This window comes from Marinobacter alkaliphilus (assembly GCF_055394375.1).
This window is the reverse complement of sequence record NZ_AP043751.1, coordinates 2,075,755-2,089,671: the sequence shown is the minus strand read 5'-3', so window position 1 is coordinate 2,089,671 and position 13,917 is coordinate 2,075,755. Positions and strand designations below refer to the sequence as shown.

Genomic DNA, 13,917 nt, shown 5'->3' with positions numbered 1-13,917 from the left:
TACTGTTTTTATTGATTTTATACTTATTTTTGGAAGTTGGCACAGCACTTGTTATGTCTTTGGCGTGTTTCACAAATCGGCGGAACATCCCGGATGCCCGCCAAACCTCAAGGAGCTTGTTTATGAATAAACTGCTGATTTCCATTACCGCTTCCATGGCCATGCTCGCGGCTGCACCTGCCATTGCCCAGCAAGATGCTCAGCAAGGCGCTGAATACGCAGACCCAGCGGCTCAAAATGCTCAGGACGCTAACTACAGCGATTCCGATCTGCAGCAGTTCGTGGAAGCACAATCTGGTGTGATGGAAGTTCGTGAGGACTACATCGCAAAGATTGAAGCTGCGGATTCCCAGCAAGAAGCCCAGGAACTGCAAATGGAAGCCAACGACAAGATGGTGGGTGTGATCGAGGAAGTCGGTATGGACATCCCGACTTACAACGCCATTGCAACGGCCTACAGCAGCGACCCGGAAGTACGTAATCGCGTTGACTCCATGATGTAAGCGAACCCTGCAACTCGGTTCGTCCTTCAGCCCCGCTTCAAGCGGGGCTTTTTATTGTGTGCCCCGGTTATATTACGGCCTATCCGGATCTGCCAGTGGCTTCATCTTGTGATACCTTTCTGTGAGGAATAACGAACTGCTTTTCATTTTTCCGGGCCGGAGTCCGACCGTTATGATCAAAACACCCATCCGCCCCTGGCTTGCACTGGCAGCCTGCTCCCTGATGCTCTCCGGATGTTCCGACGACCCGGCGCCCGGTGATCAGGGCAGCCTGCAACCCATCTCGGAGAAATACCCGATCACCTGGCGCTTTGCCCTCGAAGAGATTGAAGGCAGCGTACAACATCAGTATGCAGAGGCATTCCGCTCCCACATTGAGGATATTTCTGACGGCCTTATCGAAGTAGACGTCTTTCCTTACGGGTCTCTGGGTACATCCACCCAGCTCACGGAACTGGCCCGCAATGGCTCAGTGAACCTGGCCTTTGCCTCACCCGGCCACCTGGCCGACACGGTTCCGGAATCTGGCATTTTCAACCTGCACTTTCTTATGCCCGAGCAACCGGAAGCCGCACGCCAGTTGTTGGAAGATCCGGAGCTGATTTCACAGTTTCAGCAACCCTACCAGCAAACCGGCTTGCACCTCCTGGGCTTTATTCCGGAAGGCTGGATGACCTGGACCGCCAATCAGCCCCTGCGCTCGCCAGACGACTTCCAGGGCCTGCGCATCCGTACGATGACGTCAAACATGGCTGCCGAGGCTTACCGTGCGTACGGGGCGGAGCCGGTTCAGACGCCCTATTCCCAAGTCTACAGTGACCTTCAGCTACGCAAGATCGACGGCCAGACCAACCCGGTGTTTGCCATTGAGGAAATGGACTTCCACGAGGTGCAGACCACCCTCACCATGGCCCGGGCTTCTTATTTTGTCGCCTCTATCGTCTCGAACCAGCAATGGTACAACGACCTGCCCGACCGGGAACGCACCTGGCTGAACGATGCGGTGCGGGATCTGGCGGGGTTCGCCTGGGAAAGCCAGGAAACGCTCAACCAGCAGCGCCTGGAAAGTATGGTGGAAGCCGGTGGTATACAGGTAGTTCTGCTGGATGACGAGGAGCGGGAACGATTCCGTCAGGCCAGCCTGCCGGTACGGGACAAATACCTCGAACAGACCGGCGAAACCGGCATGGCCCTGCTGAAATTTGTGGATGAATGGACACAGCCCTAGCGCTCCATGGAGCTCTAGTCTGCGCCTGTCACCCGTTTTGATACCATCCGAACGCCTTCCCGGGCACAGACATCGGCCGCTCTTGCAGTCAGATCCGAGATAAACCGGCTTTGCTCCCTGGGCTCCAGTGGATATGCTTTGAGGCGATAGCGCATCGCATCGTCGGTGGCGGAAACGGTCACGATCACCGGCTGATAGGTTTTGGTCAACGGGCAGGTAAATACCACGTCCCGAAACAGGTGCTGCATTCGCGCCACGTTGTGGTTCGGCTCCAGGTGCAGCTCTGCCACGCACATCAGGTTGTCGGTGCCGTCATTGCCGTTCGCCAGCAAAGTATTCCACAGCAGGCTGTGGGGAATCACGATCACGGTATCATCCAGGGTGACAATCTCCGCTGCCCGCGTACCGATAGACCTCACCTCACCGTAACGACCGTTCACCTCAATCCAGTCCCCCGGGCGATAAGGCATCTCATAGAGGGTCACAATGCCCGCGATCAGACTGTTGGCGTAATCCTTGAAGGCAAACCCCAGCGCCAGGCCCAGGGCCCCGAAAATTGCCACCATGTTCTCAAAAGACGGCTCCACCAGGATGGGCACTACCGTCACGATGGCCAGCACAATAATCAGTAACCGCAGCAGCGGTACTGACGCCAGCAGGTAAAGCCTGAGTTTGCCCCCGAGCTTGCCGGCGAGGGCCGGGAGCAGCTTCTGCACCAGCATGATCACTAACGATGCCAGTATCACCACCATCAATGCATTCAGCAACGCGTCAGTAGTGATCGAAGCAAATGTCTCCTTGAAACCGAAATCGCCCATCGAGATCTCCTAGAAACCATCCACGGGATAGCCCCGGGCCTGAAGGTTCTTGCGAACGGCGGAGTACCCCAGTGGGGTGACCCGATACACATCCGATTCAGGTGCTCGGCCAACCAGCTCGGACCGGATTAGCCGGTCCAGAGTCAAGGCAATATCCTGTTTCTGTAGCCCGGTCACCAATGCCACCTGCTCGGTATCAAGGCCGTCGTGCAACAGCAAGGCATGCAGAATGTGGCTCGGCTGTCGCCCGGCACTCGCAGGCACCGAGGGCAGGCTGATCTGATCCAGCGGGGCAACCCAGCACCGACGCCCGGCCAGCCGGACAACTTCCTTGCCCGAGTCTTCATCGTCTCTCTCGGGCCGGGCCCGCAAGGTACGTTGCCAGATGGCGAGCGCCACACCCCGGTTGCCCCGAGCAAGGGTTGCCAGGTCCTGGTTAAAGCTGCTGTATTTCAGGTCAAAGTCCTGCCCGGGTGCCGGCAGAACATACAACCCATCGCGGGTCATTCTGGCAGTAACCTGCTGCTCTCCCTTGCCGGACGCCAGGTAATCCAGCCACCGGGTCAATTGCTCACCAGTCAGCGGCGCCAGGGTGTAAGGTGCCAGGCTGAGCTCCGGTGAATACTGGCGCCAGAACTGCCAGCACCAGCTGGAACAGCCAACCATCCCGTTGCCGGCCTGATCCAGCGCAATGCGGGCAAAGAGTTCCCGGAGCAGGTTCAGCCCGGCTGGGTGCCTGAGCCAAAAATCCGCCAGTTCCGGAATCACCCAGTCGCCGCCGGACAGTTGTTCGTCCCACCAGGCGCCAGCGTCCTGCGCTGTCATCAACAGGTTATCCGGGGGTGTCAGCACTCTCCGGGACAGGCAGCGCAGGGCTTCCTTCACCCCGGAAAACGGAGGCGCCACCACAAAGTTCACCTCGCGATGGCTGGCTCCGTCACGATGTAGCTGATCGAACTGGTCCACCAATACCTGCGCCAGCAATGCGGCATCCGGTTCCGGTGCAAATTCCTTCAGCCGATCCCCAGACAGCATCGGCAGATCATCCAGGCTCTGGAATGCCTGCTCCTCCGGACTGATACCGGCTCTCAACTGGTCAAGAATGTCCCGAAAGGCGCCGCGGATGGTTTTCTGAACCGAGGTCTCAGGGGTTTTCCATTGGTCCAGCGTAATTAGTCCGCCAGGCAGATAAGGATGGTCTTCAACAACGTCATTCGCCAATGCGATACTCCCGCCAGATTATTCCGGAACCAGCCAGCTCAGGGACTGAGATAAGCCAAGCCCTGCGTCGCCCTGCACATCATCCATCATAGCCACGAAGCGTTGTTCAAAGCCCCAGGGCGGATTCACCACCAACAAACCTGAACCGACCATGCCGCGCTCCGGCGGTTGATCCAGCCGCACCTCATGGCGCAGGATCTTGCGCACGTCGCCTTTTTCCAGCTCGCTGATCAGGCGCTGCTCCAATCCGCTGGTCAGGATGGGATACCAGATAAGATAGACCCCGTGACGGCATTTTTTCCATGCCTTGTGCAAAGTATCAGAAACCTGCTGGTAATCGTCTTTGATCTCATAGGAGGGATCTATCAGGGTCAGCAGTCTTGGCTGGGGCGGAGGCAACTGTCGGACCAGCCCTGCCAGTCCATCCTGCTGCAGCACCCGGATACCGGCATCACGGGCCCAGATTTCCAGGGCTCGCCCCTCGGACGGGTGCAGTTCAAAGGCCGTCACGGAATCACCAGGGCGGGCAAATTCCGCAAACCAGGCGGGAGAACCGGGATAATGGGCCAGGGTTTCACCAGCACCATTATGACGTGCCAACACCTCCAGCATCGGGCGCCAGTCCGTTGACGCCAGCCTCTGGCGCATGGCCCACAATCGCTGGATACCGCTGTCGGCCTCCGCCGTTTTCCTGGCCCGGTCGCTGGCCAGATCGTACATCGCACTGCCGGCGTGGGTATCAAAACAGGCAATCGGGGTCTTTTTCGCCTGCATCATGGCCAGCGCCAGCGTGAGGGCAGCGTGTTTTTGCACATCGGCAAAGTTGCCAGCGTGAAAGGCGTGAAGGTAACTCAGCATATCGGGCTCCTGATCTCAGGCGCCCATTAAGCATCACCTGCCGGGCCCAGGCAACCCTGCTGGAAGCCCGCAGCGTGGCACTTGCACCCTCCAAGCCGGTGATCAGGCACCCGGCAACCTGCTATGCTTGCGCTCTTGTGAAATAAGGAGAACAACCTTGCCTGGCCAGAGTAACGCCCCCGTTGACCAGCTGTATGCCCTCATCGCTAACGAAGAAGACGCCAGGGTCTGCAAAGACATTCCCGAAGAAGCTTGCCGGGAGGTACCCAGGAATTTCTTTCTGATTCTTGCGGCCAATGTTTTGACCAAGCTCGGCGACCTTCTGATCAGCCCGAAAACCGTTCTGGCGTGGATGATGAGCGCCGTCGGCGCCCCTGCCCTGGTGGCCTGGCTGGTGCCGATACGGGAATCCGGTTCCATGGTGCCTCAAATGGTGATTGCCGCCTGGGTTCGGCGCAAGGCGGTGCGGAAGTGGTTCTGGACACTGGGTAGCTTCGGGCAGTCAGTCAGCGTGGTTGGTATGGCCGCCAGCGTCTGGTTTCTGGAAGGTTATGCTGCCGGCCTGGGCATCATTGCAGGGTTAGTGGTGTTTTCCCTGGCCCGGGGCTTTTGCTCGGTGGCCATGAAAGACGTTCAGGGCAAGTGCATCCCGAAAACCCGTCGGGGCCGGTTGTCTGGCCTTGCCACCACCATTGGCGGCTCCCTGACGGTCGCCATGACCGCTCTGCTGTTCTGGGATCGTGGCGATCCAACCCTCGGGTTCTACAGCCTGCTTCTGCTGCTCGCAGCCGCGCTGTGGATCATCGCCGGTGTTCTGTTCGCCAGTGTCGAAGAATTCCCCGGTGAAACCGGCGGTGGCAGTAACGCCATGACCGAAGCCATCCAGAGCCTGTCGCTGTTGAAAGACGACGCGCCGTTCCGGCACTTTGTGGTTACTCGGGCGCTGCTGCTTTGCTCTGCCCTGGCGTCGCCCTATTTTGTGGTGCTGGCGCAGAAGCAATCGGATGTCGGCTGGATGCTTGGGGTGTTTCTGTTGGCCAGTAGCCTGGCCAGCTCGGTCAGTGCCAGTTTCTGGGGCTGGGCGGCGGATACCTCAAGCCGGCGGGTCATCATACGGGGCGCAGCCATGGCCAGCGCCGTCTGCCTGTTGGTGGGCTTCAGTGCCTTGATCTTCGGGCCGGGTGTCGGTGGTGCCTGGTTCTACCCCGCCGCATTCTTTGTTCTGAGCATCGCCCATGCCGGTGTGCGCCTGGGGCGTAAAACCTACCTGGTGGATATGGCCGGAGGCAACAAACGCACAGATTATACCGCCGTCAGCAATACGGTGATCGGGGTTCTGCTGCTGGTAACCGGGGGGCTTACCGCCGCGCTGTCGCTGATTTCAGACATCGCGGTGATTATCGTGCTGGGGCTGATGGGCTTTACCGGAATGGTCAGCGCCCTGCGCCTGAAAGAGGTCACCGAAGACTGAGCGTCCCGTTACTCGGGTGCCTTGCCGTCGTTCAGCGCCAGGGCGCCTTTAACAATGCGATAGATCACCCAGATGGCCATCCCCAGAAGGATAAACCAGCCAATAATAACCATCAGAGTAATGGTGCCGATCACCAGCCACAGCAGGCCAATCCAGAAGGTGCGGATCTGCCAGCGAAAATGGGGCTCAATCCAGGTGCCACGCACCTCATCCATCTTGACGTAGTTGATGATCACCCCGACCAGCGCAGTGATCCCGCCAAGAAAGAATGCCAGTCCCTGCAGAATATAGACAATGATCGCCAGGTTGCGGGCCGCATCCGTACCCTGCGGTTTGTTCTGATCCGATTCAGCGGGAATAAACTCAGGCTCAGCCACGGGCAACTCCTTTCAACCAAACCCGCAGCATAGCAGCGAACCTCAGTGCCCGGAAGGCCGGTAACCTATCCGGAAACCACCCCAGTGCTTGCCGTTGACATAGATGGGCACCGACAGGTCATGCATGATCTCACCGGTATCGCGCCGGTAGGTTTGCAACAGCATGTCCTGAGTGTGACTGCCGCAACGAATACCGGTGCGATCATTGAACAGTCGCTTGCTCCGGCTTTTCACCAGATCCACTTCGGGGTTACCGGTGGGCGGGTGGGCAAAATCCCGATTGTGGGTTGGCACGTAGCCATCCGGGGCGCAGGCAATGGAGAAGACGATGGCATCGTGGGAATTCTTGATGCTCTCCTGCACCGCTGGCAGCACCTGGTCAGTGAAACGGTCGAAGGCGCTGCTGTATTGCTGGGGGTTGGTGTTCGGGATCGGCTCTCGCTTCTTCTCGAATAGGGCCGATTCGCTCAGTTTGCCCTGCTGAATGGCCTGCTCAAAAAGCTCACCGATCTGGGCGGCTCCCGCACGCGCCTGATCAAAGAACGATCGGTGGTAACTTTGACTACTGTTCAACGCGAACGCGGCATTGGCGTTTTCCGCCAGTTCCATCAGGGTGGCCGCCTGGCCCGCCAGAGAAGCCACACTACTGTCACTTTCAGCAATATGATCTCGCACCGATTCAATGACAGAGAACACCTGTTCCAGACTCTGCTCATTGGCCTGGTCAATCTCTGCAATACGGGCAACCTGCTGCTGCACCCGGTCGGATTGGTCGCGAATCAGATCCAGCTGCGCGCCAACACTTTCAACGGATGTCAGCCCCTGCTCCACGGAGCGGGCCAGGTCCTCAATTCGGGCAACGATCAGGGAAGTATCGCCCTGGATTTCTTCCAGGGTTTCCGCCACTTCGCTGGTCGCTTGTGCAGTGCGCCCCGCCAGCTGTCGAACCTCATCCGCCACCACGGCAAAGCCCCGGCCCTGATCACCGGCCCGCGCTGCTTCTATAGCGGCGTTCAGGGCCAGCAGGTTGGTCTGCTCAGCAATGCCCTGGATGGTAGAGGTAACGCCCTGGATCTTGGTGGACTTTTCGTTCAGGGCCTGAATCAGGCTGAGATTCTCGCCCGACTGCTGATGCACAATCCGGACACTTTCAATAGCGGAAACCAGCGCCTGGCGCCCCTCAACGCTGACTTCCCGGTTCTGCAACGCCATGGTGGCGGCGTTGGTGGCCTGTTCGGACGACTCACGAACAGACTCGGTTATCTTGCCGGCGTAATCGGCCATCTGGGCGGTTTCTTCCACCTGCCGGTCGAGGCGTTTTTTCACCTGATCCGCCGCGTAGGACACTTCGGCGGCGGAAATGGCGTTCTTGTCGGCACTGTCAGACAGGGTTTCCACCAGCGCCTTGCCGGCACGGGCGTCCTCCAGCAACTGCTGGCATTGGGCTCTCAGGGGGTGGCCTTCCGCAAGCGAGCCATCGTTCAGGCCGGCAATGCCTTTCTCGATCGGCTCCAGTACCCGCACAATCAGATAACCGGCGGCCACCACCAGACCAAGCACCAGGCCAATCAACATCGAGGCCGCATCCAGCCCTAACAACGGTGCCACCCACAGACAGGCAATGCCGAGCGCAACAGCAATGCCCACCCCCCAAATAATTGCAGCGCGATCGAGTAAGCCCATGGTGCCCTCTTCTTTATCATTGCGTACGCAAACATTTTGTTATTTAAGGCCAGCGTTGAGAGTAAAGAAATGATTCAGGTTAATAACTGCTACTTTAGTGGATTCTGGATGCCACTATTGACTCCCTGATCAATTTATCGGCAGATTTCCGGGAATCTGTAACAAAAAAAACCGCACCCCAAAGGGTACGGTTTTCAGGGCGGAACGTGACGGAGCGTTAGCTGCCGATCTTGCCACCGTCATCCTTTGTGATCACCACCGTGGCAGAACGCGGAATACTGTTTCCGCCGTCTGGCCAGTGACTGATCAGGTTGCCGTTCTCAAAATCATCACGGCTTGTTGTTGCGCCAGGGTGCTGCACGTTGATAAACATTGTGCGCTGGTCCGGGGTGGTGACAACGCCGGTGATTTCCTGGCCAATAGGGCCTGTCAGGAATCGGCGCAAAACGCCATTGACCGGGTCTGCAGCCAGCATCTGGTTATTACCGAACTGGGCAAAATCGCCACTGTTCTGGACGCTTTCACTGATGTCGGTCTGGATCCACAGACGGGAATCTGCGTCGAACCAAAGGCCATCGGGGTTAACAAATTTCTGATCATCATCCAGACCGGCATTCTGAAACTCCGAATCGTCCTCAGGACCAGCCAGCAGGAAGATATCCCAGTTGAATACCATGGCAGTTCCAGAGTCATTTCCTTCCTGCCAGCGAATGATATGTCCCCAGGGATTGGCAGCACGCGGGTTAGCTTCATCACTCTCTTCCCGGCGGGAGTTGTTGGTCAGTGTGAAGTACACCTCGCGGGTGTTTGGATCTACTGCCCCCCACTCAGGACGGTCCATTTTTGTAGCACCGACCGCATCGGCAGCAGAGCGTGTGCGTACCAACACATCCGCCTGGCTGCTGAAGCCGTTCTCAGCAGTCAACTCACCCAAGCCAAAGACCAGGGGAATCCACTCGCCGGTGCCGTCGTCGTTAAACTTGGCGACGTATAAGGTACCAGAATCCAAAAGGTGTCCACCGGCCGTAGCGGCATGATAGGGCTGGGCGCTAACGAACTTGTAGATGTACTCAAAGCGCGCGTCATCACCGGAGTAACAGACAACCGGCTGACCCTCGATTGCAGGAGCAAAGACGACCCCTTCGTGGGCAAATCGACCCAACGCCGTGCGTTTGACCGGTTTGGAGGCCGAATCGAACGGATCGAACTCCACCATCCAGCCAAAGCAATGGGGTTCATTACGGAAGTCATCCGTTGCGGACGCGCCGGATGGAGTGGCGTTAAATCGGGTGTACTGCTCTTCGCCGCTCTGAGCCAGTTCCCACGCATAGCGGGACGAACCTGAGGAACGAACACCGTAGCGACTCTGGGAATCCGGCTGTTCAGCGGTATTGAGGAAGTAACCCGCCCAATTCTCCTCAGACATCATGTAAGTGTTCCAGGGTGTTACGCCATGGGCACAGTTGTTCAGGGTTCCACGGGTTTCGGTACCGGCCGGGCTGAACTGGGTTTTGACAAAATCAGAACCCCGGACGGGCCCGGAAATTTCCATCGCGGTCAGGGCGGTGATCCGACGATTGAACGAATCTCCTTGCACAGGCGCCCACACACCGCTGGCATCACGCTGCACCCGGTACACGGATACACCGTGCGCATTCATTTCACGAAGCACCTGATCGGTATCCCGGGTTGACTCATCAATCATCGGGAAAGAACCGCTGCCGAAGTTCTGACCCTGAGCAGCTTGATGCATGAAGCGGGGTTCGATGTATTCGTGGTTCAGGACAAGCAAACCATCTTCCGAGCTCCCCTCAATCGGGAAGTAATGCATGCCGTCGTGGTGGGAGCCGATCTGGGCCGCCTGATCGGCACCGGAATTATCCAGTGAAAACTCAGGGAAAACGCCCTCGTTAGACAAGATCGGGTCGCCCCAGGCGCCAATCACACGAGCAGAATATCCTTCAGGCACGACAATGGAGTCTGCCTCACTCACGGGAACAGCCTTAAAGCCTACAAGGTCAGGCGCCGTTGTCGAACCGCCCGTACCGCCAGAGGAGCTTGAACCTCCGCATCCAGTCAGAGCTGCCCCGCCAAAAACGCCTGCAACGGCAGCTGCAAGACCGCCTTTCAAAACGCCACGACGGGCGAGACGGGCCTCAAGAATAGAGCCGAAGGTGCGATTGCCGGAGTTATTACACTCAGGCTCGTAACCTGGGTCTTGATGAACGGGGTTGAGATTACGCTTATCCATGGTTTCTCTCTCTTTTCGAGTTATGTTTCGGAAACCTGATGGTCGCTATTAATCATTGCGTTTGGTTGACGATGTGATTGCAAGTACTGGTCATATTTATGACAGCGGCTGCAAAGCTTTTGTCACGTATAAACAGGACAATAGGCGAGTAGATAACAGAATCGCGACTCAGGGAGTTTCAATGAAGTTACGCGCTGGTGAGCCATTTCCAGATTTTGTATTGCCGGCGGTGGGTGGAGCAAACAGGCTTTTCTACGAACAATATTGCGGGAAGCCTGCCCTGCTCATCATCAGTGCCTCTCCACAGAGGTTTGAAGCACTGGAGAGGATGGAAAATGCCAACCTCACAATCTTAGTGTTCGGCAAGTCCCGCTTAGGTCCAAGTGGTGGCCCAGTCATTAATTTACCTGAACGCCTTTGTGAAAAGCTGGATGCAAACGCCTCCACGGCGACGAAAGCTGTGTTACTGACTTCAAGATTGAGGATAGAAAAGATCTTCGATACCCCCTCGCCTGAGTTACTGGAAGAGGTGGCAATGCAGGTTGCGCCATTAAGAGAGGTGGGGCGCATCGTCACGGGAGCGGCACCGGTTCTATTCGCAGACTCGATCATCGAGCCAGACCTATCCCTGGCACTGATTGAAATGCATCAATCGGATAACTTCGAGAGCAGAATGAATCGAGGTATCGGCAGCGAGCAGAAGCTAAAAGTCGATCCCCGTGTCAAGTCTCGCTGGGATCATCCGCTGATCGATCAGGGCCTGATACAGCAGCTTACTGCCGAAATAGCACGAGGATTGATACCAGCGATTACACGATCATTCCACTTCAAGCCCACTCGGTTTGAGGGCTACAAAGTTGTGGCCTACAAATCGACCGACAACGGCTGTTTCGGTTTGCATCGGGATAACGTCGCGGAGGAGGTGAGGCATCGGCGCTTGGCTTTGTCAATTAACCTGAACACTGACTTTGAAGGTGGCGAGCTGTATTTCCCAGAGTACTCAACGGATCTTTACCGTCCTGGGGCAGGCAGTGCGCTTGTCTTTTCCGGGAGCTTACTACATGGAGTAAAGCCTGTTACATCGGGCGTGAGGTATGCACTGATCACTTTCCTCTGGTAATACGTTCACGCAAATCAACATCCAGTAAAGCGGCAAGGCACATAAGTGCGCCTTGCCGACCCAGCAACTTCGAGATTACTGCACCATCTCGTCATAACCCTCTTCCATGGCATCACCGGCTTCATCGGCTGCTTCGCCCATTTCTTCACCGGCTTCTTCGGCGCCTTCCTTCATCTCGCCCCAGGCACTTTCATCCTGACCCGTGGCGTTTTCCCAGGATTCCTCGGCAGCGTCGGTGGCATCATCCATCATCTCGCCGGCGTTCTCGCCCGCTCGCTCAAAATCCGCACCTTCGTCGCTTTCAGAACTGCAGGCTGCCAGACCAAAAGTTGCAACCAAAGCCAGTGCGCTCAGTGTGAGCTTGTTCATAACATATCCCTCTGTTGATACATGTTTACGACACCAACAGAGTAGGGCCGATGCCCTTTAGATAGCAATTACCTGCCGATTACTCTTTGGTTAACCGCTGGCCGTCCACCATGATGACATGCTCCACGCCGACCACTTTACCTTTCCCCAATACCAGAAAGTCATGACCGGCGCGGCTCAGGAGGTCGCGGATAACTTCATGCACCACGCATATCTGCCCTGCCGGGTCCCGGTACACGATCTCGGCCAGTTGCCGTGACCGCACGTATTCGCGAAGCCTTTCCTGAACGCTCCAGGAGATGATCGCAGGAGAAGGATTTGAGACGCTCATAGTTTCTTCCCTGTTGTTCTTGTTTTGAGAAAGTCTGGACCAGAAGCGCAAGTCTTGCCACTTCCAATGAAAGACCACCTGAGCCATCCGAGGCTCCGCCCGGTGTTGACCCCTCAAGCATTGTCATTCGGGGCCAAGGTCTCCATCGACCACAAACGACTGTTGAATTGCCAGATTGTCCGACATAGATTGATAAAACAATAACCCAAGAACACCCACGGAGAGTCAGACATGAACGCCAAAGTGAAAGGTGCCCCGGATTCCCAACCAGTCGAAACCACCTGGAAGGACCCGAAACGATACATGTGGCTGCTCGGGCCCGCGCTTCCCGGCATTGGCCTGGCGGCGTTAACTGGCTATGCCTTGGCCCCGAAAAAACTCAAGGCCCTGGCCTGGACTGGTCCAGCCCTTGTGCATGGCATCATTCCCGCACTGGATCGTGCCATCGGCGAGGACAAGAGCAACCCGCCCGAATCAGCAGTGAAGTCCCTGGAGCAGGACAAGTACTACGACCGCATTGTGAAGGCGTTTATTCCCACCCAGTACGCCATGACCTTCATGGGCGCCTGGCTGGCCAGTCGCAAGAAAACGCCCCTTGAAGACAAGATCGGCCTGACCCTGACCGTGGGTGCCATTAACGGTGTAGGCATCAATACCGCCCACGAACTGGGCCACAAGTCCAACAAGCTGAATAAACTGATGGCCATGGCGGCACTGGCGCCCACCGGCTACACCCATTTCGTGGTTGAGCACAATTTCGGGCACCACAAGCGAGTAGCCACCCCGGAAGACCCGGCCAGCAGCCGGATGGGCGAGAGTTTCTGGAAGTTCCTGCCGCGCACGGTGTTTGGCGGCATGAAGTCAGCCGTCAAGATCGAGAAGGCGCGGCTTGAGCGGAAGGGCAAGAGCTTCTGGAGCCTGGACAATGAGTTGCTGCAGGGCTGGGCCATGAGCGCCGGGTTCTTTGGTGCGACTACGCTGATCTGTGGCCCGAGGGCGGTGCCCTTCCTGGCGGCGCAGGCGGTGTACGGCGCGAGCCTGTTGGAGAGTGTGAATTACATTGAACACTATGGCCTGCTGCGCCAGAAAGACGAAAACGGCAAGTACCAGCGGACTCAGCCGGAGCATAGCTGGAACAGTAACCATGTGGTGACCAACCTGTTCCTGTATCAGTTGCAACGGCATTCAGACCATCACGCGCACCCGACCCGGAGTTATCAGGCGCTGAGGCATTTTGAGAAGGCGCCGCAGTTGCCGGGTGGCTATGCATCAATGTTGTTGCCGGCTTACCTGCCCCAGTGGTGGTACGAGACCATGGATAAGCGGGTAATTGACCACTACGAGGGGGATCTGTCGAAGATCAACTGGGACCCTGATCGTAAGGAGGAGCTGATGGCCAAGTATGCGGATTACGCTGCGAAGGTGGCGGCGGAGGCTGCGGCTCGGCGGGCTGACTCTGCTTCTGAGTCTGAGGCTGCCTGAGGTCTGACTGATTTAATGGCTTGATTACCGGCCCTAGCCTTTGGGTTATGGTGCCGGCTGCGGGTTGGGGCCACCCTTCCGGGAGACGCCGTGAACCCATCCATGGGGGCTTGAGCGCAGCATCCCTGCTGCGCACACTCCCGGAAGGGTGGCCCCAACCCGCCGCTTGCGCTTCCGTGGGATAGTCGCTGATCCGACGGTTCAC

Annotated in this window: 13 protein-coding genes; 5 read left to right on the top strand and 8 right to left on the bottom strand. The window is 57.3% G+C overall.

What is annotated here, in order from left to right; genetic code table 11:
• Positions 1–122 precede the first annotated feature (122 nt).
• On the top strand, positions 123–503 hold the full coding sequence (locus ACZ5Q2_RS09575; RefSeq protein ID WP_061331628.1) for a DUF4168 domain-containing protein: 381 nt from the start codon (positions 123–125) through the stop codon (positions 501–503).
• A gap of 172 nt (positions 504–675) precedes the next feature.
• On the top strand, positions 676–1,731 hold the full coding sequence (gene dctP / locus ACZ5Q2_RS09570) for a TRAP transporter substrate-binding protein DctP (protein ID WP_061331629.1): 1,056 nt from the start codon (positions 676–678) through the stop codon (positions 1,729–1,731).
• Positions 1,732–1,745: 14 nt separating this feature from the next.
• Here the strand turns inward: dctP and ACZ5Q2_RS09565 are convergent, their stop codons facing one another.
• The 3 genes from ACZ5Q2_RS09565 to ACZ5Q2_RS09555 are packed head-to-tail and all read right to left on the bottom strand — an operon-like array spanning position 1,746 to position 4,628.
• Positions 1,746–2,549 (bottom strand): mechanosensitive ion channel family protein, encoded by an 804-nt coding sequence (locus ACZ5Q2_RS09565; RefSeq protein ID WP_061331630.1) that lies wholly within the window; start codon positions 2,547–2,549, stop codon positions 1,746–1,748.
• 9 nt (positions 2,550–2,558) lie between these two features.
• A complete protein-coding gene (locus ACZ5Q2_RS09560) occupies positions 2,559–3,770 on the bottom strand; it encodes a hypothetical protein (protein WP_061331631.1) in 1,212 nt (403 codons plus the stop codon).
• Positions 3,771–3,788: 18 nt separating this feature from the next.
• Entirely contained in the window at positions 3,789–4,628 is an 840-nt protein-coding gene (locus ACZ5Q2_RS09555) for a 23S rRNA (adenine(2030)-N(6))-methyltransferase RlmJ (protein WP_061331632.1), read from the bottom strand.
• 157 nt (positions 4,629–4,785) lie between these two features.
• Here ACZ5Q2_RS09555 and ACZ5Q2_RS09550 point away from each other — a divergent pair, with 157 nt between their 5' ends.
• On the top strand, positions 4,786–6,099 hold the full coding sequence (locus ACZ5Q2_RS09550; RefSeq protein WP_061331633.1) for a hypothetical protein: 1,314 nt from the start codon (positions 4,786–4,788) through the stop codon (positions 6,097–6,099).
• 8 nt (positions 6,100–6,107) lie between these two features.
• On the opposite strand, the gene ACZ5Q2_RS09545 is transcribed toward ACZ5Q2_RS09550, so the two are convergent.
• The 3 genes from ACZ5Q2_RS09545 to ACZ5Q2_RS09535 form a co-directional block, all read right to left on the bottom strand.
• Complete coding sequence (locus tag ACZ5Q2_RS09545) at positions 6,108–6,476, bottom strand: DUF4870 family protein (RefSeq protein WP_061331634.1); 369 nt, start codon at positions 6,474–6,476, stop codon at positions 6,108–6,110.
• Between the two features lie 42 nt (positions 6,477–6,518).
• Entirely contained in the window at positions 6,519–8,159 is a 1,641-nt protein-coding gene (locus tag ACZ5Q2_RS09540) for a methyl-accepting chemotaxis protein (RefSeq protein WP_061331635.1), read from the bottom strand.
• A 217-nt stretch (positions 8,160–8,376) separates the two neighbouring features.
• A complete protein-coding gene (locus ACZ5Q2_RS09535) occupies positions 8,377–10,152 on the bottom strand; it encodes a PhoX family protein (RefSeq protein WP_432210209.1) in 1,776 nt (591 codons plus the stop codon).
• Between the two features lie 439 nt (positions 10,153–10,591).
• Between ACZ5Q2_RS09535 and ACZ5Q2_RS09530 the strand changes: the two genes are divergently transcribed.
• Entirely contained in the window at positions 10,592–11,530 is a 939-nt protein-coding gene (locus ACZ5Q2_RS09530) for a 2OG-Fe(II) oxygenase family protein (RefSeq protein WP_061333915.1), read from the top strand.
• 75 nt (positions 11,531–11,605) lie between these two features.
• On the opposite strand, the gene ACZ5Q2_RS09525 is transcribed toward ACZ5Q2_RS09530, so the two are convergent.
• Positions 11,606–11,899 (bottom strand): hypothetical protein, encoded by a 294-nt coding sequence (locus tag ACZ5Q2_RS09525; protein WP_061333913.1) that lies wholly within the window; start codon positions 11,897–11,899, stop codon positions 11,606–11,608.
• 79 nt (positions 11,900–11,978) lie between these two features.
• On the bottom strand, positions 11,979–12,230 hold the full coding sequence (locus tag ACZ5Q2_RS09520; protein ID WP_061333919.1) for a hypothetical protein: 252 nt from the start codon (positions 12,228–12,230) through the stop codon (positions 11,979–11,981).
• A gap of 231 nt (positions 12,231–12,461) precedes the next feature.
• Here ACZ5Q2_RS09520 and ACZ5Q2_RS09515 point away from each other — a divergent pair, with 231 nt between their 5' ends.
• A complete protein-coding gene (locus ACZ5Q2_RS09515; RefSeq protein WP_061333911.1) occupies positions 12,462–13,712 on the top strand; it encodes an alkane 1-monooxygenase in 1,251 nt (416 codons plus the stop codon).
• The last annotated feature ends 205 nt before the right edge of the window (positions 13,713–13,917 follow it).

What these genes read in the sequence shown, in the direction of transcription:
- ACZ5Q2_RS09525 (WP_061333913.1), bottom strand. Translation starts at nt 11,899, where the DNA reads ATGAACAAGCTCACACTGAGCGCACTGGCTTTGGTTGCAACTTTTGGT.
- ACZ5Q2_RS09520 (WP_061333919.1), bottom strand. Translation starts at nt 12,230, where the DNA reads ATGAGCGTCTCAAATCCTTCTCCTGCGATCATCTCCTGGAGCGTTCAG.
- ACZ5Q2_RS09540 (WP_061331635.1), bottom strand. Translation starts at nt 8,159, where the DNA reads ATGGGCTTACTCGATCGCGCTGCAATTATTTGGGGGGTGGGCATTGCT.
- ACZ5Q2_RS09575 (WP_061331628.1), top strand. Translation starts at nt 123, where the DNA reads ATGAATAAACTGCTGATTTCCATTACCGCTTCCATGGCCATGCTCGCG.
- ACZ5Q2_RS09530 (WP_061333915.1), top strand. Translation starts at nt 10,592, where the DNA reads ATGAAGTTACGCGCTGGTGAGCCATTTCCAGATTTTGTATTGCCGGCG.
- ACZ5Q2_RS09515 (WP_061333911.1), top strand. Translation starts at nt 12,462, where the DNA reads ATGAACGCCAAAGTGAAAGGTGCCCCGGATTCCCAACCAGTCGAAACC.
- ACZ5Q2_RS09555 (WP_061331632.1), bottom strand. Translation starts at nt 4,628, where the DNA reads ATGCTGAGTTACCTTCACGCCTTTCACGCTGGCAACTTTGCCGATGTG.
- ACZ5Q2_RS09565 (WP_061331630.1), bottom strand. Translation starts at nt 2,549, where the DNA reads ATGGGCGATTTCGGTTTCAAGGAGACATTTGCTTCGATCACTACTGAC.
- dctP (WP_061331629.1), top strand. Translation starts at nt 676, where the DNA reads ATGATCAAAACACCCATCCGCCCCTGGCTTGCACTGGCAGCCTGCTCC.